This is a genomic window from Tenacibaculum agarivorans, from assembly GCF_001936575.1.
GTDB classification, from domain to species: domain Bacteria; phylum Bacteroidota; class Bacteroidia; order Flavobacteriales; family Flavobacteriaceae; genus Polaribacter; species Polaribacter agarivorans.
In genome coordinates this window covers 44,020-67,642 of the sequence record NZ_MSMP01000014.1, presented here as the reverse complement: position 1 = coordinate 67,642, position 23,623 = coordinate 44,020, and the positions used below count along the sequence as shown (strand labels likewise).

The 23,623-nt window shown below is 30.3% G+C and carries 25 protein-coding genes; 14 read left to right on the top strand and 11 right to left on the bottom strand.

What is annotated here, in order from left to right; genetic code table 11:
* Window positions 1–6: 6 nt before the first annotated feature.
* The 4 genes from BVC87_RS12400 to BVC87_RS12385 form a co-directional block, all read right to left on the bottom strand.
* Window positions 7–327, bottom strand: coding sequence for a hypothetical protein (locus BVC87_RS12400; RefSeq protein WP_075342701.1), 321 nt, complete (start codon window positions 325–327; stop codon window positions 7–9).
* A 46-nt stretch (window positions 328–373) separates the two neighbouring features.
* On the bottom strand, window positions 374–808 hold the full coding sequence (locus BVC87_RS12395; RefSeq protein WP_075342700.1) for a hypothetical protein: 435 nt from the start codon (window positions 806–808) through the stop codon (window positions 374–376).
* Window positions 808–2,151 (bottom strand): adenylosuccinate lyase, encoded by a 1,344-nt coding sequence (purB, locus tag BVC87_RS12390; protein ID WP_075342699.1) that lies wholly within the window; start codon window positions 2,149–2,151, stop codon window positions 808–810. The genes BVC87_RS12395 and purB overlap by 1 nt, the downstream gene beginning before the upstream one ends.
* Window positions 2,152–2,223: 72 nt before the next feature.
* Window positions 2,224–2,820 carry a Crp/Fnr family transcriptional regulator gene (locus BVC87_RS12385; RefSeq protein ID WP_075342698.1) on the bottom strand — a complete coding sequence of 199 codons (597 nt, stop codon included), beginning with the start codon at window positions 2,818–2,820 and terminating at the stop codon, window positions 2,224–2,226.
* Between the two features lie 73 nt (window positions 2,821–2,893).
* Here BVC87_RS12385 and BVC87_RS12380 point away from each other — a divergent pair, with 73 nt between their 5' ends.
* Window positions 2,894–3,292 carry a group III truncated hemoglobin gene (locus BVC87_RS12380; RefSeq protein ID WP_075342697.1) on the top strand — a complete coding sequence of 133 codons (399 nt, stop codon included), beginning with the start codon at window positions 2,894–2,896 and terminating at the stop codon, window positions 3,290–3,292.
* Here BVC87_RS12380 and BVC87_RS12375 read toward each other — a convergent pair.
* Complete coding sequence (locus tag BVC87_RS12375) at window positions 3,282–3,629, bottom strand: hypothetical protein (RefSeq protein WP_143569775.1); 348 nt, start codon at window positions 3,627–3,629, stop codon at window positions 3,282–3,284. The genes BVC87_RS12380 and BVC87_RS12375 overlap by 11 nt on opposite strands.
* Before the next feature lie 261 nt (window positions 3,630–3,890).
* Here BVC87_RS12375 and BVC87_RS12370 point away from each other — a divergent pair, with 261 nt between their 5' ends.
* The 4 genes from BVC87_RS12370 to BVC87_RS12355 are packed head-to-tail and all read left to right on the top strand — an operon-like array spanning window position 3,891 to window position 7,194.
* On the top strand, window positions 3,891–5,777 hold the full coding sequence (locus BVC87_RS12370; RefSeq protein WP_234974666.1) for a vWA domain-containing protein: 1,887 nt from the start codon (window positions 3,891–3,893) through the stop codon (window positions 5,775–5,777).
* Window positions 5,777–5,956, top strand: a complete 180-nt coding sequence (locus tag BVC87_RS12365) for a CPXCG motif-containing cysteine-rich protein (protein ID WP_075342695.1) — start codon at window positions 5,777–5,779, stop codon at window positions 5,954–5,956. The genes BVC87_RS12370 and BVC87_RS12365 overlap by 1 nt, the downstream gene beginning before the upstream one ends.
* A 4-nt stretch (window positions 5,957–5,960) precedes the next feature.
* Window positions 5,961–6,353, top strand: coding sequence for an acyl-CoA thioesterase (locus tag BVC87_RS12360; protein WP_075342694.1), 393 nt, complete (start codon window positions 5,961–5,963; stop codon window positions 6,351–6,353).
* 10 nt (window positions 6,354–6,363) lie between these two features.
* Complete coding sequence (locus BVC87_RS12355) at window positions 6,364–7,194, top strand: prohibitin family protein (RefSeq protein ID WP_075342693.1); 831 nt, start codon at window positions 6,364–6,366, stop codon at window positions 7,192–7,194.
* A gap of 172 nt (window positions 7,195–7,366) precedes the next feature.
* Here the strand turns inward: BVC87_RS12355 and BVC87_RS12350 are convergent, their stop codons facing one another.
* Complete coding sequence (locus BVC87_RS12350) at window positions 7,367–8,413, bottom strand: endonuclease (protein ID WP_075342692.1); 1,047 nt, start codon at window positions 8,411–8,413, stop codon at window positions 7,367–7,369.
* Between the two features lie 5 nt (window positions 8,414–8,418).
* Complete coding sequence (locus BVC87_RS12345) at window positions 8,419–9,630, bottom strand: RsmB/NOP family class I SAM-dependent RNA methyltransferase (protein WP_075342691.1); 1,212 nt, start codon at window positions 9,628–9,630, stop codon at window positions 8,419–8,421.
* Window positions 9,631–9,691: 61 nt separating this feature from the next.
* On the opposite strand from BVC87_RS12345, the gene BVC87_RS12340 reads away from it, so the two are divergent.
* A complete protein-coding gene (locus BVC87_RS12340) occupies window positions 9,692–12,220 on the top strand; it encodes a DUF559 domain-containing protein (protein ID WP_075342690.1) in 2,529 nt (842 codons plus the stop codon).
* A gap of 145 nt (window positions 12,221–12,365) precedes the next feature.
* Here BVC87_RS12340 and BVC87_RS12335 read toward each other — a convergent pair whose 3' ends face one another.
* Entirely contained in the window at window positions 12,366–13,031 is a 666-nt protein-coding gene (locus tag BVC87_RS12335) for a hypothetical protein (RefSeq protein ID WP_075342689.1), read from the bottom strand.
* A 103-nt stretch (window positions 13,032–13,134) separates the two neighbouring features.
* On the bottom strand, window positions 13,135–13,995 hold the full coding sequence (locus tag BVC87_RS12330) for an alpha/beta fold hydrolase (protein ID WP_075342688.1): 861 nt from the start codon (window positions 13,993–13,995) through the stop codon (window positions 13,135–13,137).
* Window positions 13,996–14,031: 36 nt separating this feature from the next.
* Here BVC87_RS12330 and priA point away from each other — a divergent pair, with 36 nt between their 5' ends.
* Window positions 14,032–16,509 carry a replication restart helicase PriA gene (gene priA, locus BVC87_RS12325; protein ID WP_234974665.1) on the top strand — a complete coding sequence of 826 codons (2,478 nt, stop codon included), beginning with the start codon at window positions 14,032–14,034 and terminating at the stop codon, window positions 16,507–16,509.
* On the opposite strand, the gene BVC87_RS12320 is transcribed toward priA, so the two are convergent.
* Window positions 16,484–16,996: a hypothetical protein gene (locus BVC87_RS12320; RefSeq protein WP_075342687.1), complete on the bottom strand. Its 513-nt coding sequence runs from the start codon at window positions 16,994–16,996 to the stop codon at window positions 16,484–16,486. The genes priA and BVC87_RS12320 overlap by 26 nt on opposite strands.
* A 61-nt stretch (window positions 16,997–17,057) precedes the next feature.
* Here BVC87_RS12320 and mqo point away from each other — a divergent pair, with 61 nt between their 5' ends.
* The 4 genes from mqo to BVC87_RS12300 all read left to right on the top strand — a co-directional run bounded on the left by mqo (window position 17,058) and on the right by BVC87_RS12300 (window position 21,380).
* Entirely contained in the window at window positions 17,058–18,533 is a 1,476-nt protein-coding gene (mqo, locus tag BVC87_RS12315; protein ID WP_075342686.1) for a malate dehydrogenase (quinone), read from the top strand.
* A gap of 402 nt (window positions 18,534–18,935) precedes the next feature.
* On the top strand, window positions 18,936–19,496 hold the full coding sequence (locus BVC87_RS12310; RefSeq protein WP_075342685.1) for an RNA polymerase sigma factor: 561 nt from the start codon (window positions 18,936–18,938) through the stop codon (window positions 19,494–19,496).
* Complete coding sequence (locus BVC87_RS12305; RefSeq protein WP_075342684.1) at window positions 19,483–20,259, top strand: hypothetical protein; 777 nt, start codon at window positions 19,483–19,485, stop codon at window positions 20,257–20,259. Before BVC87_RS12310 ends, BVC87_RS12305 begins: the two co-directional genes overlap by 14 nt.
* A gap of 50 nt (window positions 20,260–20,309) precedes the next feature.
* On the top strand, window positions 20,310–21,380 hold the full coding sequence (locus BVC87_RS12300; protein WP_200799189.1) for a hypothetical protein: 1,071 nt from the start codon (window positions 20,310–20,312) through the stop codon (window positions 21,378–21,380).
* A gap of 15 nt (window positions 21,381–21,395) precedes the next feature.
* Here the strand turns inward: BVC87_RS12300 and BVC87_RS12295 are convergent, their stop codons facing one another.
* Window positions 21,396–22,292, bottom strand: coding sequence for a sterol desaturase family protein (locus BVC87_RS12295; RefSeq protein ID WP_075342682.1), 897 nt, complete (start codon window positions 22,290–22,292; stop codon window positions 21,396–21,398).
* A 112-nt stretch (window positions 22,293–22,404) separates the two neighbouring features.
* Here BVC87_RS12295 and rpsF point away from each other — a divergent pair, with 112 nt between their 5' ends.
* Genes rpsF through rplI form a run of 3 tightly spaced genes read left to right on the top strand, consistent with a single transcriptional unit; the run spans window position 22,405 to window position 23,513 of the window.
* The gene (rpsF, locus tag BVC87_RS12290) at window positions 22,405–22,746 is read left to right on the top strand and encodes a 30S ribosomal protein S6 (RefSeq protein WP_075342681.1); all 342 of its coding nucleotides are present in this window, start codon (window positions 22,405–22,407) and stop codon (window positions 22,744–22,746) included.
* Between the two features lie 6 nt (window positions 22,747–22,752).
* Window positions 22,753–23,049, top strand: a complete 297-nt coding sequence (rpsR, locus tag BVC87_RS12285) for a 30S ribosomal protein S18 (protein ID WP_072554894.1) — start codon at window positions 22,753–22,755, stop codon at window positions 23,047–23,049.
* Between the two features lie 14 nt (window positions 23,050–23,063).
* On the top strand, window positions 23,064–23,513 hold the full coding sequence (rplI, locus tag BVC87_RS12280; RefSeq protein ID WP_075342680.1) for a 50S ribosomal protein L9: 450 nt from the start codon (window positions 23,064–23,066) through the stop codon (window positions 23,511–23,513).
* Window positions 23,514–23,623: the final 110 nt, after the last annotated feature.

The following is a 23,623-nucleotide window of genomic DNA, read 5'->3' as shown; positions in this document are numbered from 1 at the left end:
ATTACACTAAAATGAAGGAGGACCTCTTAATAAAAAAGATAAGATAAAAGAACCTTTAAACGAATTATAAAGGCTATTAGAAAATATAACTTCTTCTGTTGAGGTTAAAACAAGAAGAGGTATTTCATTTAATGTAAAACTATTGAAATGGAATGTACATATTTCACATTCTACTTCATATTCATGAAAGTGTTGATCGTTTTTAGATGTACAAACTTCGGCTTCATGATGATGGTCATCAAAAGTATGTACCAATTGAATTACTGATGGACCCAGTAATAAAATTAGCATTACAGCTAAAGTTATATATTTCTTAAAAAGATTCATTAAGAAGCAAATTAACTAGATTTTTTGATAAAATCCAATAAAAAAGTTAGTTTTCATTTGGAGCTTTACTTATGTATACAGTTCCCTTAGGTTTAAAATTGGTATATCCTACTCTTGATACAAAGCTATAAGAAGAATCTGTAACTTTATTGATTTGAACAAAAATAGGGTCTTTTTCAGCTTCTGTTTTAGGGTTTTTCATTCGCAAAGTATATGCGAAGTTATTTTTCCATTCAATAAATAAAGTATCTATTCTTTTTACTTCTTTTTCTACTACAGTACTATCTGTAGAAACGATAGTTTTTTTAGAATAATATTCTATTTGTAAGCTATCTTTTCGTACAATTATAGTTTTACTGTAGTTATTTATCGCAGGAATTTCAAAAGTTCCATATTTAAAACGATCAGGATTACCTTTGGTTTCTACTTTACAAGAGCTCAATACAATAGATAGTAAAAAGAATAGATATATAGATTTCATTAGATACCAGTATAGTTAGACGGTGTAATTTGCTTTAATTCACTTTTAATTTCTGAAGAAACATCTAATGTATCAATAAACTCAGCTATAGATTTTTGAGTAATTTTTTCATTAGTTCGTGTTAAACCTTTTAAAGCTTCATATGGATTAGGATAGCCTTCTCTTCTTAATATAGTTTGAATTGCTTCTGCGGCTACTGCCCAATTATTTTCTAAATCATCTTCAAACTTTTGTTGGTTTAATAACAATTTATTTAGCCCTTTTAAAGTGGCTTTAAAAGCTATTAAGGTATGCCCAAAAGGTACTCCAACATTACGTAAAACAGTACTATCTGTTAAATCTCTTTGCATACGAGACACAGGTAGTTTAGCAGCTAAATGCTCAAAAATAGCATTAGCTATACCTAAATTTCCTTCAGAATTTTCAAAATCTATTGGGTTTACTTTATGTGGCATTGCAGAAGAACCTACTTCACCTTTTTTAATTTTTTGTTTAAAGTAATCCATAGAAATGTATGTCCAAATATCTCTATCTAGATCGATCAAAATAGTATTTACTCGTTTCATGGCATCAAATAAACTAGCCATGTGATCATAATGTTCTATTTGAGTAGTAGGAAATGAATGATGTAATTCTAAAACTTCTTCTACAAAAAAAGTTCCAAATGATTTCCAGTCAATAGTAGGATATGCTACTTTATGTGCATTATAATTTCCAGTTGCTCCTCCAAATTTGGCAGCATTTGGAATATGTTGTAAAAATAATATTTGTTGATTAATACGCTCTACAAAAACAAACAACTCTTTTCCTAATCGAGTAGGAGAGGCAGGTTGTCCATGAGTTCTAGCTAACATAGGTATGTTTTCCCATTCTTCGGATAAATCAGCTAATTTAGATGTTAATTCATCTAAAGTAGGATAATATACTTCTTCTATAGCTTCCTTTATAGATAAAGGTATTGCAGTGTTATTGATATCTTGAGAAGTTAAACCAAAGTGAATAAACTCTTTATATTGTTCTAAGTTTAACGCGTCAAATTTTTCTTTGATAAAATATTCAACAGCTTTTACATCATGATTGGTTACACTCTCAATTTCTTTAATTTTTAAGGCATCTTCTGTAGAAAACTCAGTATATATTTTTCTTAAATCTTCATAAAGACTGGTATTGATGTCTTCTAATTGTGGAAGAGGAATCTCACATAAAGCAATAAAATATTCAATTTCAACTTTTACTCTGTACCGTATTAAAGCTTCTTCAGAAAAATAATTTTTTAATTGATCTACTTTATTTCTATATCGTCCATCAATAGGTGAGATGGCATTTAATGTAGTTAAACTCATATTAGGTTGTTGTGTTGAAACGACAAAAATAGAAAATACTAAGTGGATATTTTAGTGATTTAAAAAGTAATTTTACCGATATACTTTTCTTCGATTAATAACAACCTCTCCCTGTTTCTCAAGTTGTTTAATTGCACGTATTACAGTTTCTACTCGTAAACCTAATATATCTGAAATTTGTTGACGAGTATATGGTATTTTTAATTCAAAAGGAGCTGTTTTTTGTGGTGTATCATCTTTTAAATAATCAAAAAAACGTAAGATTCTATGTGTAGGCTCTTGACTAGAAATTTCAGAAGCTATAATAGCTTTGTAGTATAATCTTTTAGCTAAACTTTTTGTAATACTAAAGTGAAGTTCTTTATTGTGTTCAATTAAATTGTAAAACCGTTCTTTAGGTAGTATATAAACAGTGCTTTCAGCTATCGCTATAGCATTAGCAGGGTAAGCAACATCAATAAATAGGGGAGGTTCTCCGAAACTTTGTTGTTTATAGAAAATTCCTTGAATAAATTCCTTAGCTTCATCATTAAAATTACTCATCTTGATAATCCCTTTTTGGATTTGATAGTAATTTTTAGCAAATTCTCCTTCAGAAAAAATAAACTCATCTTTATCATAAGATTTTATGATAGCTCCATATTGAATTAAAATTTTTTCTGGTATCATGTGTATATGATTTAAATCATAAGATAAATTATAATTAAAGATATAATTTTACTTCGTTAATATATTTCCTAGAATGAATAAAAAAGAAATAGAAAGTAGACAGGATATTTCTGTATTAGTTTCATCATTTTACAATAAAATTAAAAACGATACTGTAATAGGTCATTTTTTCTTAAATGCTGTACCAGAGGAAGAATGGGATATACATATTGAACATCTAACCGATTTTTGGGAGACTAATCTCTTTTTTACAAGAAAATTTAAAGGAAATCCGATACAAGTGCATCAAAATGTGGATCAAAAGTCGAATTACTCTATACAACAAGAACATTTTGGTAGGTGGTTACAGTTATGGTTTACTACTATTGATGAATTATTCGTAGGAGAAAAAGCAAATCAAGCAAAAGAAAGAGCACGAAATATAGCTTCAATGCTCTTCTTTAAATTGTATGCACATAAACCTAAAAAATAAGGAGTAGAAACATTTGATAAATAATTAGTAAAGTATTTCCTACAATACTCAACAAACCAGCCCAAGCCACATATTTAAATCCACTTTGACTAAAAGCGGCAGCATTAGTTCCCATTGCTGTTACCAAAGTAAAAGCAACTATAAAGTAACTTATTTGATTGTGTATAGCTAAACCTGCAGAAACAGAAGCAATCATGGTACTAATCATTACAATTAAAACGGTAATTCCGATGCTGTTTTTTTCAGCTTTTTTGATTTTATCATTAATAAAGCTAATAATTGATGTATTAGTGTTGTAATTATAATTGGTAACGGTTGTGTCTTTTGTTGTAATCATGATAAATAATTTTACTACAAAGCTATATACCAATACTTTCATAAAATATGATTTAAATCATGTTAGAAAAAAAACGATAAATAAAAAGAATTTTAAACGTTATTTATATCTTCACGTTTCAAAACGATAAATGTGTCAATTACAACGTTACTTTATATACTATTAACACTACTATTGAGTGTAGGAATTAGTTTTTTTCAATATTTTTTTAAAATCAAAAAAGCTCCAAAAAATCATATTATACTCTTTTTTTTGAGAGCAGTGAGTATTTTTTTATTGTTCCTATTATTTATAAATCCACAAATTATTCTTGAAGAAACGACCAATATTAAACCTAAACTTTCAGTTTTAATAGATAATTCAAAGTCTACAAGTTTCTTTAAAGAGGAGCAATTTATTACAGATTTTATTACCAAAATTAAAAGTAATAAACAACTTAGTGATAAATTCGAACTTGATGTATACGGATTTGGAACACAGATTCAACAATTAGATAGTTTTTCTTTTACTGACAGTAAAACAGATATTAGTAAGGCAATTTCATCTATAAATAATCTACATAAGAAGAATTTAGGAGGAATGGTTTTGTTAACCGATGGAAATCAGACGCTAGGAGAAGATTATGAGTTTTTAAATTCTAAACAAGCAGTTTTTCCTTTGGTAGTTGGTGATACAATTCAGTATAAGGATATTAAGATATCACAGTTAAACGTAAATAAATATAGTTATTTAAATAATAAGTTTCCTGTGGAAGCTTTTATTAATTATGAAGGTAGAACTCAAATTAATTCAGAGTTTTCCATCTATAAAAATGGAAAAAAAGTTTTTAGTAAGAATATAAAATTATCTCCAGAGAATAAATCAGCAACGGTTACTGCTAATTTAACTTCAGATAAAGAAGGAGTTCATTATTACAGCGCTTCTTTAACCAAGTTAGAAGGAGAGAAGAATATTAGAAATAATACAAAGAATTTTATTGTAGAAGTGATTGATGAACAGGCAAAAGTATTGATAGTATCTTCCATAGTACATCCAGATTTAGGAGCCTTAAAAAAATCAATAGAAACAAATAAGCAGCGTAAAGTAGATTTAGCACAAATAAACGCTTTCAAAGGAAATATTAATGAATATCAATTTGTAGTTTTCTACCAACCTAATCAATATTTTAAATCATTATTAACAGAACGAACATCAAATTTTATCATCATAACAGGAGCTAAAACAGATTGGAGATTTATCAATTCTTTAGATTTAGGTTTTAGTAAAATATTTATTCAGCAATCTGAAAATTATAGACCTATATACAATTCAAATTTTTTAACATATTTACAAAAAGATATTGGTTTCGATGGTTTTCCTCCTCTTAAAGATAAGTTTGGTAAGGTTACTACAACAGAGCACCAGTCTTTGTTATATCAAAATCTAAAAGGGATTAGTACTACAGATCCTTTGCTGTCAACATTTGAAAAAGGAGAAAGTAAATATGCGGTAATTTTTGGTGAAGGTATTTGGAAATGGAGAGCCTCAAGTTATGTTAAGGAGAACTCTTTTGAAAGTTTTGATGAATTTATAGGAAATTTAACTCAGTATTTATCATCTAGCAAAAAAAGAAAACGATTAGATGTAAAGCTAGAAAGTTTATACCTAGCTAATGAAAATATTGGGATATCAGCATTGTACTTAGACAAAAACTATAAGTTTGATGCTAGAGCATCTTTAGAACTTCGCCTAAAAAATACTGATACAGGTATACAAAAAGTTTATCCTTTTTCGTTGGTAAATACTTCATATCAGCTTAATTTAGAGGGACTAGATTCTGGAAATTATGAATATAGAGTAATAGTTGAAGGACAAAGCATTTCAAAATCAGGAACATTTAAGGTAGCAGATTTTGAAGTAGAACAACAATTTTCTAGTGCGAATTATAAAAAACTAGAAAAGTTAGCTAATCGAACAGAAGGAAAATTATTCTTTAAAAATCAAGAGAATACCCTTTTTGAAAACTTAATAAAAGACGAACGATTTTTTACTGTACAGAAATCAAATACAAAGAAACAAGACTTAATTCATTGGAAATGGATACTATTTACAGTAGTTGGTTTACTAGCCCTAGAATGGTTTTTAAGAAAATACTTTGGTAAAATATAATGCTAGAACATTTTTTTCAATGTCCGTATTGTTGGGAGCAAATTTCGATGTTATTAGATACGAGTTTATCTGAAACATATATTGAAGATTGTGAAATTTGCTGTAATCCAATCCAAATAACTACAGTGTTTACAGCCAATGAATTGCAAGGTTTTGATGCACAAAACATAGAACAATAAGAAAATGAGATTTCATACAAGAAAATGGGTTAAGCCCGAAGATTTAAATCCGAATGGAACGTTGTTCGGAGGAAGATTATTACAATGGATAGATGAAGAAGTAGCATTATATGCTATTATTCAGTTAGAGATACCAAAGACAGTAACCAAATTTATGTCTGAGATAGATTTTATCAACTCAGCAAAAGAAGGCGATATTATTGAAATAGGTATAGATGTAGTGAAATTTGGGAGAACTTCAATAACCTTAAGCTGTAAGGTTAGAAATAAATTGACCAGAAAAGATATTATTACTATAGATAGAATTATAATGGTGAGTTTAGACGATGAGGGAAAACCTAAACCTCATGGAAAAACAGAAATAGAATATGTAAAAGATCGATTAGATAAAAATTAAAATTTCAATTATGAGCAGACAACAACCCAATTTAAATTTCCCAAAAAGAGGGATTTTATTAATACCGATTGCATTTGCGCTAATAATTTTCATAGCAAAATCTACTGAAACCATAAAAAGTGGTGAAGCTGGAGTAGTTTGGAAGTTTTTCGGAGGAGTAGATCCAGATCAAAAACCACTAGGTGAAGGATTCCATATCATTGCACCTTGGAATGATGTATTTGTTTACAATGTAAAACAGCAGTCTATTTCTGATGTAATGAAAGTTTTATCAGTAAATGGATTAGAAGTAACGGTTAATGGAACCGTATGGTATAGACCAGAATTTGATAAATTAGGTTATTTACATAAAACGAAAGGAAGAAATTATGTAAATGATATTCTTGATCCAGCTATTAATGCAGCAGCTAGAAGTGTGGTGGGACGTTATACACCAGAACAATTATATTCTAGTAAAAGAGATGTAATTGAGAAAGAGATTTTAGAAGAAGTAGGCAAGGAACTAGAAAATCAATACATAAAGGTTAATAAAGTATTAGTAGAAGACGTACAGTTGCCAAAAACAATTAAAGATGCCATTGAAAGAAAATTAAGGCAGGAGCAAGAGGCTCTTGAGTACGAATTTAGATTAGCTAAAGCTAAAAAAGAGGCAGAACGTCAAAAAATTGATGCTGAAGGTAAAGCAGCAGCAAATAAAATATTAAGTGCTTCTTTAACAGATAAAATTTTACAAGAAAAAGGTATTGAGGCTACTTTAAAATTATCGGAATCACCTAACAGTAAAGTAGTATTAATTGGTGCAGGTAAGAGCGGAATGCCTATAATTTTAGGAAATCAATAAGAGTAATTCTTAAAATAACGTTAATTCAATTTCAAAAGCGTAACTGAATTGCATTTTAATCGTCTTTTAGGTGATTAGTACTTCTTATTAGAAGTTAGTGATTAGTTAGTTTTTGATAGTTGATTGAAAAGCTCGAGGTTTAATATCTCGAGCTTTTTTAATTGTGTTTAGTTTACTGAACTAGTACTTTTTTAGTAATAGACTTCGCATTACTAAAAATCTGAGTGATATATATTCCTTGATCTAAATTTTCAATAGTAAACTTATTATTAGTAAAAGTAGGGTTGTTTACACTAAATATCTTTTTACCTAAAATAGAGTATACTGCTATTTTTGTAATAGCTTTTGCTGAAGAAACGACAATACCTCCATTAACAGTTGGGAATACTTTTGTTTGACTTAAGATGTTTTCATCTTCTATACTTGCAGTTGCCCAACGATCCTGAGCTACTGGACCATCCCAAATTTTTGTAGCTAAATTAGGATTGTCTATAAAAGGGTTTCTGTTTCCTTGTGCGTAAGTATTCGCTGTATTTTCATGATACGAATTTCTATTATCTTCAATTTCAGAAACAGGATCTTCTGCATTCCATTCTAAAAATAAATCAATCATATCGTCAGGAGTAGCAGCAGAACTACCAACTCCAACAACAGAAGGTAAACAACGGTTTCCATAACGTAAATACATATACATCATCATTCTTGCAACGTCACCTTTCCATTCATCTCCAGGGTACCATCCGCCAGATGTGCTTCCTGAATTTCCCGAGCCATCAGCAAAACGCAGATTTCCTCTATCTCTATTGTAATCTACATCAGAAGGACGTAAGCTGTGAGCATCTGTACCAGCATCTCCAGTACGAGTCTCTAATTTTGGATTCCCCAAACTTCTAGGGTATACGTGTTCTCTGTTCCATTCTCCAGAATCTCCACCATTATTATTTATACCTCTAGTTCTTGCCGTTTTACCAGAAGAACTGTATCCATAAATCAATACTACTTCACTAGCATTATTCGGATTGACATCTGTTTTTCTAGAAGCTTCCCATACACCCGGTGTGTAGGATAAGAAATTGGTATGAGTAGCTATAATTTTAGTAGCTAATTCGCTTTTTAGATCTAGTCCTGTTTTAGTCAAATCAACATCATCATAATAACTTTGTTGCGCAAAGACAGATAAAACTTGAAGAAATGAAGCTAAAAGAAATATTTTTTTCATTGTATTTATTTTTTTTCTAATAAGGCCATATAAAAACCGTCAAAACCAGATTCGTGAGACAGTACTTTTTTATCCGAAACAAAAGTGAAATCTGCTCCAGCATCAGATGCTAAGAAGAATTCTACTTGTTGTTGATTTTCTGAAGGAAGAACAGAACATGTTGCATATACTAACTTTCCTCCAGACTTTACCATTTTAGAATAACTTTGTAATACATCTAGCTGTACATTTTTAATGTTATCTAAAAATTCGGGTTGTAATTTCCATTTGCTATCAGGGTTACGTCTAATAACACCCAATCCAGAGCAAGGAGCATCAATTAAAACTCTGTCCGCTTTACCATAAAGTTTTTTAATAGCTTTGGTAGAGTCAATTACTCTTGTGTCTATATTGTGAGCTCCATTTCTACGAGCTCTGACTTTTAATTTTTTAAGCTTACTCTCATAAATATCCATGGCGATGATTTGCCCTTTATTTTTTAGTAAAGAGGCAAGGTGTAATGTTTTTCCACCTGCACCTGCACAAGTGTCCACGACTTTCATACCAGGTTGAACATCTAAATAAGCAGCAACTAATTGAGAAGAAGCATCTTGTACTTCAAATAAACCTTTCTTAAAACTTTCAGTTTTAAACACATTAGCACGTTCTACCAATTTTAAAGCATCAGGATGTCCTTTAATAGGTTCAGTATCTATTTCTTCGGTTCTTAAACGCTTTTGTAAGGCTTCTTTTGTTGTGTTTAAAGTATTTGTTCTTAAAATAACATCAGCTTGTTTATTTAAAGCAGCAATCTCTTTGGTCCAAACAGTTTCACCTAATTCTTGAACACCTATTTCATCAATCCAATCAGGAATAGATTCTCTAAATTTTCTAATTTTAGAAAGTTCATCAAACTTTCCTTTAATTCTTCGTGTTGGAGTAGGTTCAATTTGATTCCAATCAGGTAGTTTAATTCCTCTTAACACGCACCAAACAGAAAATAAACGCCATAAATCTTGTCGAGAAAAAGGTTCTTTAACATTCGCTATTTCTGCATACAAACGTTTCCAACGAACAATTTCATAAATGGTTTCTGCTACAAATTTACGATCGCGAGCTCCCCAACGTTTATCTCTTCGTAAAGCAGTTTCTACAGCTTTATCAGCATATACACTTTCGTTAAAAATATCTCTAAGGCTATCAATAACGGTAAAAACTAAATTTCTATGGAGTCTCATTTGTTATAATTAAGGGTGCAAATATACTACGATTTATTGGCTTTTTGTATTTTCGTTAATAATGAATTTAAATCAACCTGTTACATACATAAAAGGGGTAAGTGTAGCTAGAGCTGAATTACTCTATACTGAGTTAGGAATAAAGACCTGTAATGACTTATTACATTTGTTTCCATATCGTTATATTGATAAAACTCAGTTTTATACGATAAACCAATTGCAACAGAATACAGCTGAAGTACAAATTGTAGGGAAAATAACAGGGGTTAAGACGGTTAAACAAAAAAGAGGAAGTAGGCTAGTAGCTAATTTTGTAGATGCTACAGGAAGCATGGAGTTGGTTTGGTTTAAAGGTGTAAAATGGATTAAAGACAGTTTAAAGATTAATGTGCCTTATGTTATTTATGGAAAATTAAATTGGTTCAAAGGCACAGCAAGTATGCCACATCCAGAGATGGAGTCAGTAGCAGAATATAAGAGTAAGTTACAAATGGCAATGCAACCTGTATATCCTTCAACAGAAAAATTGTCCAACAAAGGTGTGAGTAATAAGATCATGCGTGGTATGATGCAAAATTTATTACAACAATCCTTTGAAGCTATTGAAGAAACTTTTTCGAATGATTTTAGGCAAGAATATCAATTATTACATAAGAAAGAATCCATTTTAAATATTCATTTCCCAAAAAGTCAAGAGTTATTAGCACAAGCACAACACCGATTAAAATTTGAAGAACTTTTTTACATTCAATTACAACTTTTAGTCAAAAAAATGATCAATAAATCTAAAATCAAAGGGTTTATTTTTGAAAGTGTAGGAGAACAGTTTACTAATTTTTATAATAATAATCTTCCTTTTGAATTAACAAATGCACAGAAGAGGGTATTAAAAGAAATACGAAAAGATGTAGGTTCTGGAGCCCAAATGAACCGTTTATTACAAGGTGATGTAGGTTCGGGAAAGACAATAGTAGGTTTGTTAGTCATGTTGTTAGCAATAGATAATGGATACCAAGCTACTATTATGGCACCTACAGAAATATTAGCTAATCAACATTATAATGGAATTGTAGAGTTATTATCCAATACCAATATTCGAGTTGAATTATTGACAGGGTCTACTAAAACTAAAAAAAGAAGAGAAATACATAAAGGTTTGGAAGATGGAAGCCTACATATTTTGATTGGGACTCATGCGATTTTAGAGGATAAAGTCCAATTTAAAAAGTTGGGATTAGCCATAATAGACGAGCAACATAGATTTGGTGTTGCACAACGAAGTAAATTATGGAAGAAAAGCCCATCCCAGCCCACCCAAAGGGAGGGAGTTGAAGAGATACGAAAAAAGTACATGACTGCTCGTCCTTCAACTTATGGATTACTTAAAGAATTTCAGAAAGAAAGAAAAAGAAATACTACAGATGCTGAGAAAGCTTTATGGGAAAGTTTACGAACAAAACAACTAGGTTCTAAATTTAGAAGACAACATATAATTGATGAGTTTATTGTTGATTTTATCTGTTTGGAAAAGAAATTAATCATTGAGGTAGATGGAGGATATCATAATAATCCAAATCAAATAGAAGTTGATGAAATGAGAACTCAAATTTTAAATGAATTTGGGTATAAAGTGATTCGATTTACAAATGAGGAAGTTCTTGGAAATATAGAAAATGTAATACAGCAAATAGCTGATCACTTAAAAAGCCTCCCTTCTGGGGAGGTTGGAGGGGCTATTCCACCTCATGTGTTGGTAATGACAGCTACGCCAATTCCAAGAACGTTAGCAATGTCTGTATATGGAGATTTGGATATTTCTGTTATTGATGAACTACCTCCCGGTAGAAAAGCAGTAAAAACAGTGCATCGATATGATAGTCATAGGTTAGGAGTATTTCGATTTTTAAAAGACGAAATTACAAAAGGAAGACAAGTGTATGTAGTGTATCCTTTAATTCAAGAATCTCAAGCTATGGATTATAAGGATTTAATGGATGGTTATGAAAGTATTGTAAGAGAATTTCCAGCTCCTGAGTATCAAATTAGTATTGTACACGGAAAAATGAAGCCAGCGGATAAAGATTATGAAATGGAACGTTTCTTAAGAAAAGAAACACAAATTATGGTAGCCACTACAGTAATAGAAGTTGGTGTTAATGTTCCCAATGCCTCCGTAATGGTTATAGAAAGTTCAGAACGATTTGGATTAAGTCAATTACATCAGTTACGAGGTAGAGTAGGAAGAGGAGCAGAACAGAGTTATTGTATTTTGCTTACAGGAGTAAAGTTATCATCAGATGCAAAAACTAGAATTAAAACTATGGTGGAAACTTCTGATGGTTTTAAAATAGCGGAAGTAGATTTAAAACTTAGAGGTCCAGGAAATATTATGGGAACTCAACAAAGCGGAGTATTGAATTTGAAAATTGCTGATGTAGTAAAAGACAGTCCTATTTTATTTAAGGCTAGGCAATGTGCAATAAAACTATTAAATGAAGATCCAAGTTTATCTGGAAAACAAAACGCCGCAATACTAAAAAGACTAACCCAATTACAACGTACAAGTGGTATTTGGAGTAAAATTAGTTAAAATTTAAATAAGCTATCTGAAAAGTCGTCATTCCGAATAAAATGAAGGAATCTTTTAAATTTAAGTTGCTAATAATAAGATTACTTCAAAATTAAATTTTTCGTAATGACGTTTGAAAACACCTTTTCAGACAGCCTTTCTAATTTTAGTTTTCAAGTTGTGCTAATTCCTGTTCAGTAAATGCTCTGAAAGCATAATTATATGCGGTATAAGCAGCGATTCCATAGAATACGATATCCATAGGACTAAACGTTGCTGTTATAATTGATATAGTTTGGCTGTAATCGAATTGTGCGGCTACTTCAAAGAAGCTCATATTCTCAGCATTTGCAATTATACCCAGAGTAGTTAAAAAATTACCTAATAAGCAACTTGTAATAGCTATAATTCCACCTGTTATTTCAAAAATTTGATCTACGCCTTTACCAAAATGTCTCATGGTTAATCCTATCATAAAACCAATGGCAATGGCCATATAGCCTATTTGATAATTCGTAATTACAGTGATAAAAGCCCATAAAATAGCGCCTACTAAACCAGATGCTATTCCAGTAATCAGAGCTGAATTATAATTTTGTTCAAGTTTAAACTTTTGAAGATCTTTTTCAGATAGTTTAGATAAAACATCACTATGTTCAACAGGCTCTTCATTGTCTAAACTTTCAATGTATGTTTCATCTAACTCAAAGTCTTTACATTCACCGATGAAATTAGGTTTTTTTTCAGTAAGTCCACAGAGAATGCCCGTTTGTAGATTCAATTGTTTGTTCAAACACTTTTTGCAAAAGTGTAATCTTTCGTTCTTTTCCATAATTTAAATATGTATTAAAGTTACTAATAGTAATAAGCCAATTTTTTTATTTTTTCACAGCTTTGGCGCAAATGTAACTATATAAATTAAATTTGTAGCAAATTTATTTTACCCTTAAAACCAAATCACTCCACTCCTTAGGGTTTTCCAACATGGGAAAATGGCCAGAATTTTCTAAGGTGTATAGCGTATTATTTTTAATTTCCTGAGTTAGTAATTCTGCCATAGCATATACAGCTACAGGATCATTCTTAGGCCAAACTATTTTAGTTTTAATCTCTGTTTCTTTTAAGGCTCCAATCCATCTATACCAAAAGTAATAACGTTCGTTAATATAATTAGACAACTTATGGATCACAGCTTTTCCATCATTGTAGATCAACTGTTGCCACATATCTTTAAGTTCTTCATTGGTTACTTTATTCTTATCAAAATAAACATTTCTAATATTTTTAGAAAAAATGAATTCATTAGTGAGTTTAGCTACATGCTTCCCTGTCATCTTATTTTTGAGTAGTTTTTGAATCAATCGTAATTGAGACAATTCAATATGCATGCTCCCATTACAGAGTATCAATTCATTAATATTAACATCAATTTGTTTCATATGATGTCTGGCTATAATTTCAGTAGCCACACTTGTACCATAATCATGTGCAAGTAAAGTAAATTCAGTAATATCTAATTTTTTCCATAAGGCTAAAGCTATATCAGCCTGTTCAATAAGAGAATAAGAATAATTTTTAGGCTTATCGGAGAAACCAAAACCTAAATGATCATGAATAATAACTCTATATTCTTTAGTTAGAGTGTCTAAAACTTTATAATAATCAAAAGAAGAAGTTGGGTAACCATGTAAAATAACCATAGTTTTTTTATTGGTTTTGCCTTTGTCGATTACAAAAACTTGATTATCAAATATATTAATGAATTTACCTTGTTGTTTCCATTGATTTGCTGTCATAATCTTATCACAATTATGTTAACAATGTAGTGATTTTTGTTTAGTTTTGATGTAGCAAAAAAGTATTCTCGTATTTATTTTATAGATGTCATATTACCTATACCGATAGCTAAAACTTTTACCTATTCGGTAACCAAAGAAGAAGCTGATTTCTTACAGATAGGAATGAGAGTGGCTGTTTCTTTTGGTAAATCAAAAATGTATTCGGCATTAGTTTTTACTATTCACCAAAATCCACCTGAACTTTACGAACCAAAAGAGATTCATCAAATTTTAGATGAAACACCGATAGTACATTCAAAACAACTCAAGCATTGGGAATGGATAGCTAATTATTATATGTGTGCTATTGGAGAGGTGTATAGAGCAGCTGTACCTTCAGCTTTTTTATTAGAAAGTGAAACGATAATTCATAAGAATACTAGTTTTACCAATGTTGAAATTTTAAATGATGAAGAGTTCTTATTATATGAAGCGTTACAAAGACAATCACAACTCACGCTCCATGAAGTAACTGCTATTTTAGATAAGAAAAAAGTTTTTCCTGTTATTAATCAGTTAATTGATAAGTCGGTTTTATATATTAAAGAAGAAATATACGAAACGTATAAACCTAAGCTGGTTAAGTATGTTCGTTTACATGAAAATTACAGACAAGAAGCAGGATTACAAAGTTTATTAACTGAATTATCCAGAGCTAAAAAACAAAGAGATGCCGTATTGACTTTTTTTCAATTAAAAACAGAAAAAAAGCCAATAAAAGCGAAAACATTACAGGAAAAAGCTAAGGTTTCTTCTCAAATATTAAAATCGTTAGTAGATAAAAATATCTTTGAGTTTTATCAAATTCAAACAGATAGAGTTGAATATAAAGGAGAAGAAAATCCGTTAAAAAACTTAAATGAACATCAAGTAAAAGCACTTTCAGAACTCAAAAAAGAATTTGAAACGAAAGATATAACGCTATTACATGGTGTTACAAGTTCTGGAAAAACAGAAGTATATACTAAATTAATAAAGGAAGTATTAGCTACAGGAAAACAAGTGTTGTTTTTGCTGCCTGAAATTGCGTTAACTACACAAATTATTACCCGACTTCAAAATTATTTTGGAAATCAAATTTCTGTTTTTCACTCTAAATATTCTGTTAATGAAAGGGTGGAAGTTTGGAATAATGTTTTAGAATCAAAATCAAAAGCCCAAATTATTCTAGGAGCACGTTCTGCTGTTTTTCTTCCCTTTTCTAATCTAGGATTAATTGTAGTGGATGAGGAGCATGAAGTTTCCTACAAGCAATTTGAGCCATCACCAAGATATAATGCAAGAGATGCAGCAGTAGTATTAGGAAAGATTCACAATGCAAAAATCTTATTAGGTTCAGCAACACCTTCACTAGAGTCTAAATTCAATGCAGATCAACAAAAATATGGTTTGGTGAATTTAACCAGAAGGCATGGTAACGTACAAATGCCGAAGATTGAACTCATAGATATAAAAGAAAAAAGAAAGAAAAGAGAAATGACGGGGCATTTTTCTAATCGTTTAATCAAATTAATTGATGAAGCTTTAGAGGAAAAAGAACAAGTGATTTTATTTCAAAATCGTCGTGGATTTTCACCTATTGTAGAATGTTCAACTTGTGGACATTCTCCTCAATGTCCAAATTGTGATGTAAGCTTAACGTATCATAAATATAGAAATGAATTAAAATGTCATTATTGTAATTATCAAAGAGCAATGCCTAATAGTTGCGGAGCTTGTGGTAGCACTTCATTAGATACTAAAGGGTTTGGTACGGAGCAGATAGAGTTAGAGTTGAAAGAGCTATTTCCTAATCATACTATTGGAAGAATGGATTCTGATACTACTAGGGGTAAGTATGGATATCAGAAAATTATTGAGGCTTTTGAATCACAAGAAATAGATGTTTTAGTAGGGACTCAAATGTTATCAAAAGGATTAGATTTTGAGAATGTTTCCTTAGTTGGGATTTTAAGTGCAGATACGATGTTGAATTTTCCAGATTTTAGGGCACATGAAAGAGCTTTTCAACTTATGGTACAAGTATCAGGAAGAGCAGGTAGATCTAAAAAGCAAGGAATGGTAGCTATACAAACTTATAATCCGTATCATCAAATACTGCAGCAAGTTTCTACTAATAATTATGGAGAAATGTATAAAGAACAACTCCAAGATAGATGGCAGTATTTTTATCCTCCCTATTATAGAGTGATTAAAATTACATTAAAACATAAAGATTATGTTAAGGTAGACGAAGGAATTAATTGGTTGGTTAAAGCATTACAAAACGTATTTAGAGAAAATGTTTTAGGACCAACAGCACCAGCCGTATCTAGAATACGAAATCAGTACATCAAAAATTTAATGATTAAAATTCCACCGAAACAATCTTTGGTGAAAACTAAAGAACAAATTCAAAGAATTAAAACATCATTTGAAGCAGTAAAAGAGTTTCGTCCAATCCGGTTTATTTTAGATATTGATGCGTATTAAAGGTGTTTTTAACTGGATAAAGTTGTAATACTTTGTACACTTTTTCAATTTCTAGTTCATTCGCTCTTTTATCTTCCTTATAATGTAAGAAAGGACCAATTGCTTTTCCGAAAAACCCTAATCCAGAAATAAGTAGAATAGTAAAAATTAAGAAAGCTGAAGGACTATAATACATTCCCATTTCTGTATTAAGTATCCCATAAGGTTTAATGTATTTTAAATAGAAAAAATAATCTCCAATTAAAATGCCTATACCAAATAATGGATATAAGAACAAATTGCGTAATACTTGAAATTTGATAAGACTTAACTCTTCTGTCTGTCGATCTAATTCAAAAAGTTTTTCCTGTAATCTATTACTCAATATAATGGGAGAACAACTCTTATGAAAAATAGGAAGATTATTAGTTAAAGAGCAAATTAATCCCAGTTTTAAATGTGCTTCACTAAGATCACATAAAGCGCAGTGATCTGTATTTTTTATCATAACAATTTTCTTTAAAAGAATTAATTCTAAATATATTTACTTCAAATCTAAATTAAAATCAATGAATTTCGAAAAAGAATACGATTTAATTTGCGTAGGAGGAGGGATAATGAGTGCAAATTTAGCTTTAATGGCAAAATTGTTAAATCCTAATATGCGTATATTAATTCTCGAACGATTAGATAACGTAGCTTTAGAAAGTTCTGCGGCTTGGAATAATGCAGGAACAGGTCATTCAGCCCTTTGCGAACTAAATTATTGCCCAGAAAAAGAAGATGGTACTGTAGAAACTGAAAAAGCAGAGAAGATATGTACTCAATATGAAATTTCTAAACAATTTTGGGCTTTTTTAATAGAGAAAGGGTATATAGATAATCCTAATGATTTTGTGATGCCAGTAAAACATCATAGTTGGGTTACAGGAAAAGAAAATAGTGAGTATTTAGAAAAACGTTTTAAGGCTTTTCAAAAGCATTTTATGTTTGATACTATTGAATTCACTACAGATGTAGAAGAGATGAAAGCATGGTTTCCATTAATTACAGAAGGTAGAGAAAAAGGTGAAGTAATGGCTGCTTCTCGAATAGATAGAGGAACGGAAGTTAATTATGGAAAACTAACTAAAAAATTGTTTAAAATTCTTGAAGAAGAGTTTGATACGCCTGTGCATTGTAATTATGAAGTTTCAGATATAGATCCTGATAATGATATAGAATGGACTGTTGAAATGAAGCATACCCAAACAGGTACTAAACATAATATAGATGGAAAACATGTGTTCATTGGAGCGGGAGGAGGAAGTTTGTTATTGTTACAAAAAGTAGAAATAGAAGAAAAAGAAGGCTATGGAGGCTTTCCTGTTAGTGGAGAATGGTTAGTTTGTAATAATGATGAGATTATAGCACAGCATAATGCCAAAGTATATAGTAAAGCAGGTATCGGCGATCCTCCAATGTCTACTCCACATTTAGATACAAGATACATAGATGGTAAAAAAGCATTACTCTTTGGTCCTTTTGCAGGGTTTAGTCCAAAGTTTTTAAAAGAAGGATCTAATTTAGATCTACTTAAGTCTATAGAATTTGATAACATTTCACCAATGTTAGGAGCATTTTGGCATAATTTACCCTTAACAAAATATTTAATACATCAAGTGTTAATGGATAAAGAAGATCGAATGAATGCGTTAAGAAAGTTCATGAAAAATGCTAAAAGTGAAGATTGGGATGTGGTTAAAGCAGGGCAAAGAGTACAAATCATTAAAAAAGATGAATATAAAGGAGGGAAACTTCAGTTCGGAACAGAGGTTGTGAGTAGTAAAGATGGTAGTATTACATGTTTATTAGGAGCCTCACCAGGAGCTTCAACAGCTACTTCTATTATGCTTGAAGTTTTAGAACACGCTTTTCCTGAATTATTAAACGCCACTAAGAACAAAAAAATAGTAAAAGAAATGGCACCTTTTTATACTATGGAAGTGACAGAAAATATATTTAAAAAGGAATTAAAAAGAGTAAATAGAATACTAAATCTCTAAGTATTTTAAAAAAAATTAGTGCGTTTTTTTAATTGCTTTCTTTTAAACGTTAAACAAAATTATGCCTTTGTAGTGAATTTTTAAAGTATTTTGTGTTTTGAAGATTGTTTTTTGTTTAACTTTTTTCTAAATTCATAAAACCACTTAAAGGGCTGTTATTGCTGGTTTTTTATGTTTTAAAAGGTGTTTTTCCCTTTTATTAAGTTAAACAAAATTGTATATTTACAATGTAAGCAGATAGAAACAAAAAAATATTTCTTTCCCCCGATAATTACATCAGTGTATGTAGCTTAAACCTTCTAATCCGATTTAGGAGGTTTTTCTTTTTTTAATTACCTAGGCAACCCTTTTTTGAAAAATACCGTCTTTATATTTGTAAGACGTAAAAAAACGAATTAGCAATTGCGAATCATACCTTTACATATATCACAAAAGAACTTAATTAAAAAAGCAGCGCAACAAAACAGAGCAGCTCAAAAAGAGTTATTTGAAATTTTTTCACCTAAGATGCTTAATGTATGTAGACAATATGTGAAAGATATGTATCATGCTGAAGAATTAATGTTATCCGGTTTTTTAAAAGTCTTCACTAAAATAAATACCTATAATCATCAAGGAAGTTTTGAGGGTTGGATAAGAAAGATAATGGTGAATACATGTATCAGTTATCTAAGAAAAAAGAATCCAATTCAATTTACAGATGAAGAATATGTTTTTTCTGATCTTGCTATTGAAAATCTAGAAAATACATCTGTAGAAGACATTCAAAACTTAATAGATAGGCTCCCTGAAGGTTATAAAATGGTTTTTAATTTATATGCCATTGAAGGTTATAAGCATTCAGAAATAGCTAAGAAACTTGGTATTTCAGAAAGTACATCAAAATCACAATTGTTTAAAGCGCGCAAGTGGTTACAATCTAATTATATTAAAATAAATGAAGTGAGTAATGGAAGGAAATGAGATAGATAATATTATAAAACAAAAGTTAGAAAGTAGAGAGTTAAAACCTTCTCCTTCTGCTTGGGAACGTTTAGAAAACTCATTGGAAGAATCTAAGGTAAAGTCTAAAAAGTTACTTCTATACAAAACTCTTACCGTAGCAGCTAGTGTTAGTCTAATTATTGGTGTTTTTTTTAATATAAATATTAATGGAGTAGAAGAGTTAGAAAATGAAGTAATTGTTTTAGAAGAAGTTCAAAAGGATATACTTTCAAAAGAAACTAATAATTTTAAAGATACTACTCTTGAACAGGAAATACCTGAAAAAAACGAAATAGTATCAATAGATACGAAAGAAAATAAATATGCAACAAAAAAAATAGAGGCTAGAATCAATGAGAAACCAGTTTTAGACGCAAAGAAAGTAGTTTACGAGAGTACTCCAGAAATAATAGTAAACAATAAAACTATTGAAAAAACACTTACTGAATCTAAAATTAAAGAGAAACGTATTCATGTAAACAGTGAAGACCTATTGTATGCGGTTACTCATACCCCTGAGGAGGTGAAAAAGTACTATGCTAAGTTAGAGTTAACTAGAGGAGATGTATTAGATAGTATAAAAAAACAACTAAAAATATCTAATGTAAAGGTGAACCCTGAAACAATATTGGCTGAAGTAGAGTCTTTAATAGAAGACGAAGAAATTCAGGGAAGTTTTAAAGAAAATTTAGGAGTAAAAATTTCAAACATAATCGTTGCTATAGCAGATAGAAATAAATAGACTAGGAGAGACCTAAAAATTTTAAGTTAAATTTTAAGATATAATCAATCATGAAAAGAATACTAATTTTATTAGTGCTTCTGAGCACTACTATTGTCCAATCTCAAAAAAGAACTTTTGAAAGAGAAGTAGAACATATTTCAGAAAAAATTGATGAAATTACTAAGTCTCAAAAAGATTCTTTGAAAAATAAAGTAAAGGAAATAAATCTAAAATTAGAAAAGAAAAAAATAACTGATGTTGAAGCAGAAAAGCTTAAAAAAGAAGCAGCAGCTTATCATGCAGAAAGAATTGAAGAATTAGTTAGTGTAGAAGAACAAAAGTTACAGCAATTAGTTCAGGATAAAACAAATGGAAAGATCGCAAGTAGTAAAGATGACGAGTATGATGTGTTTACAATAGGAGATAAAACCTTTAAATTTAAACTTTTTGATCATGACGATGATGATGAAATTAGAAAAAGAAAAAGGAGAAATAAACGTACGACCACACAATTTGTTTTTGCTTTAGGAGTAAATAATGTTCTTGTAAATAATGATTTAGGTTCATTAAATGATTCTAATTATGAGTTTTGGCGATCACGCTTTTATGAATTAGGATTTACATGGAAAACTCGTTTTTCTAAAGAACCTTCAAAAACATATTTTAAATATGGTATTTCTTTTCTGTGGAATAACTTAAGGGCAGATAATAATAGGTATCATTTTGTTAATGGAGATCAAACAGATCTAGTAGTGGATACAAATACATTATCTGAAAGTAGATTAAGACACGTACAAATGATTTTTCCAATGCATTTAGAATTTGACTTTACTAAAAACAAAAAGTATCCAGATGGAGAGGTAGTAGATAAAACCCATAAAGATGTTCGTATTGGACTAGGAGGCTTCTTTGGATTTAAGTTAGGTACTCGTCAGTATTTAGAATTTGTAGACCCACAAGGGGTAACAGTTGAAGAAGTACAAAAAAACGATTTCAATACAAATGTTTTCAATTATGGGGTGAGTGGTTTCCTAGCTTATAAAGGAATAGGGTTGTATGCTAAATACGATTTAAACCCACTCTTTAAAAATACAGATATAAGAAATTTTTCATTAGGAGTACGTTTTGATATTAATTAAAAAAAGAGAGAACACTTAATGTTCTCTTTTTTGATTTTGTTCCCATTCCTTTCGCAAGTCTTCTGAAAGAACTCCAGTTCCATCGTGTTTCCATCCAGGAGGCTTTATAAGGTATTTAAGTTTTTTACCTACTGAGGTTTTACTAGTAAAAACATCAGTAAACATATTATACCATTCTAAAAAAGCAATCTTTATAGGGTTATAAGTATTGATGTTTTTAACCAATCCATAAACAGGTTGCTCTACTTCAGGTTCGAAAGTTCCAAATAGTTTATCCCAAATAATAAAAATGCCTGCATGATTTCTATCTAAATATTGCGGATTTGTTGCATGATGTACTCTGTGATGACTAGGAGTATTGAAAACAGCCTCAAACCATTTTGGTAATTTTTGAATGATTTCTGTATGAATCCAATATTGATAAAGTAAGCTAATACTCATTTGTGTAATTACCATAATAGGGTGAAACCCAATCAAAATTAATGGTAACCAAAATATGAATGTATAAAAACTTCCAGTCCAAGTTTGACGTAACGCTGTACTTAAATTATACTTTTGTGAAGAGTGATGTACTACATGACTAGCCCAAAATAATCGACTTTCATGAGCAATTCGATGATTCCAATAATATACTAAATCTTCAGCAAAAAGTAATACCAGCCATGTCCACCAAGTAAAAGGAATAGTGAAAAATCGATATTTGTATAAAAATAAAAATACAGCTAAAATCAATCCTTTGGTAAATAAACCAATAAAAACATTACCAAGTCCCATTCCAATTGAGGTGAGAGCGTCTTTAAATTCATAATGTTCAAGTTTTACTTTTACAGTTAGTATAGCTTCAACAACAACAGTAATCACAAAAACAGGAATAGCGTAGTGTATTAATTCTGGGATTTGAGGTATTTCCATTAATTTTACATTTTATTTACCGCAAGATAACAAAATGAAATATGTTTGTTTAAGTTGTGTTATCTATGAAAAATTATGTATATTTGCACGCTTAAAAATAAATTTAATAATTATGAATCATTACGAAACTGTTTTCATATTGAATCCCGTTTTATCTGAAGGACAGATAAAGGAAGCAGTAAAAAAGTTTGAGGACTATTTGGTTTCTAAAGGAGCAGAAATGATCCACAAAGAGGATTGGGGCTTAAAGAAATTAGCTTATCCTATCCAAAAGAAGAAAAGTGGTTTTTATCACTTATTCGAGTACAAAGTAGCTGGAGAAGTTATTGCTCCGTTTGAATTAGAGTTTAGACGTGACGATAGCATTATGCGTTATTTAACTGTAAAGTTAGACAAGCATGCAGCAGCTTGGGCTGAGAAGAGAAGAGTACGTGTTAAATCTGCAAAAAAGTAATCAGTTATGTCATCAATTGAACAACAAGCAAAAGGAAACAAGCAAGGAGAAGTACGTTACTTAACTCCGCTTGATATAGAGACAAAAAAAGAAGCTAAATACTGTCGTTTCAAAAAGAATGGTATTAAGTACATCGATTACAAAGATGCAGATTTCTTAATGTATTTAGTAAACGAACAAGGTAAAATTTTACCGAGACGTTTAACAGGAACTTCATTAAAATATCAACGTAAAGTGGCTCAAGCAATCAAAAGAGCTCGTCACTTAGCTTTAATGCCATATGTTGGTGATATGTTAAAATAAAAAAGAAGTAGAACATGGAATTGATATTAAAAAAAGACGTAGACAATTTAGGTTTTAAAGACGATGTTGTAACTGTTAAAAATGGTTATGGTCGTAACTACCTAATTCCACAAGGATATGCAATTTTAGCTACTTCATCAGCTAAAAAAGTATTAGCAGAAAATTTAAAGCAACGTGCATTTAAAGAAGCTAAATTAGTAGAAGATGCTAACAAATTAGCAGAAACTGTTAAGGGATATGAATTAAAGATCGCTTCTAAAGTAGGATCTGGAGATAAATTATTCGGTTCAGTTAACAATGCAGATGTAGCTCAAGCTTTAGCTAAGCAAGGTACTGAAATCGAGAAAAAATATATTAAAGTAACTGGAGGTAACGTAAAAAGATTAGGGAAGTATAACGCTTCTGTACGTTTACACAGATCTGTAGTTGCAGACATTATATTTGAAGTAGTAGCTGAAAAGTAAAAAATCAGTTAATTACTCGTTAAAAAAAAGTTAAGCACGCTCTTTATGAGCGTGCTTTTTTTGTTAATTTTGTGTGAAATATTAGAGCATTAATCGAAATCAAAAAATCT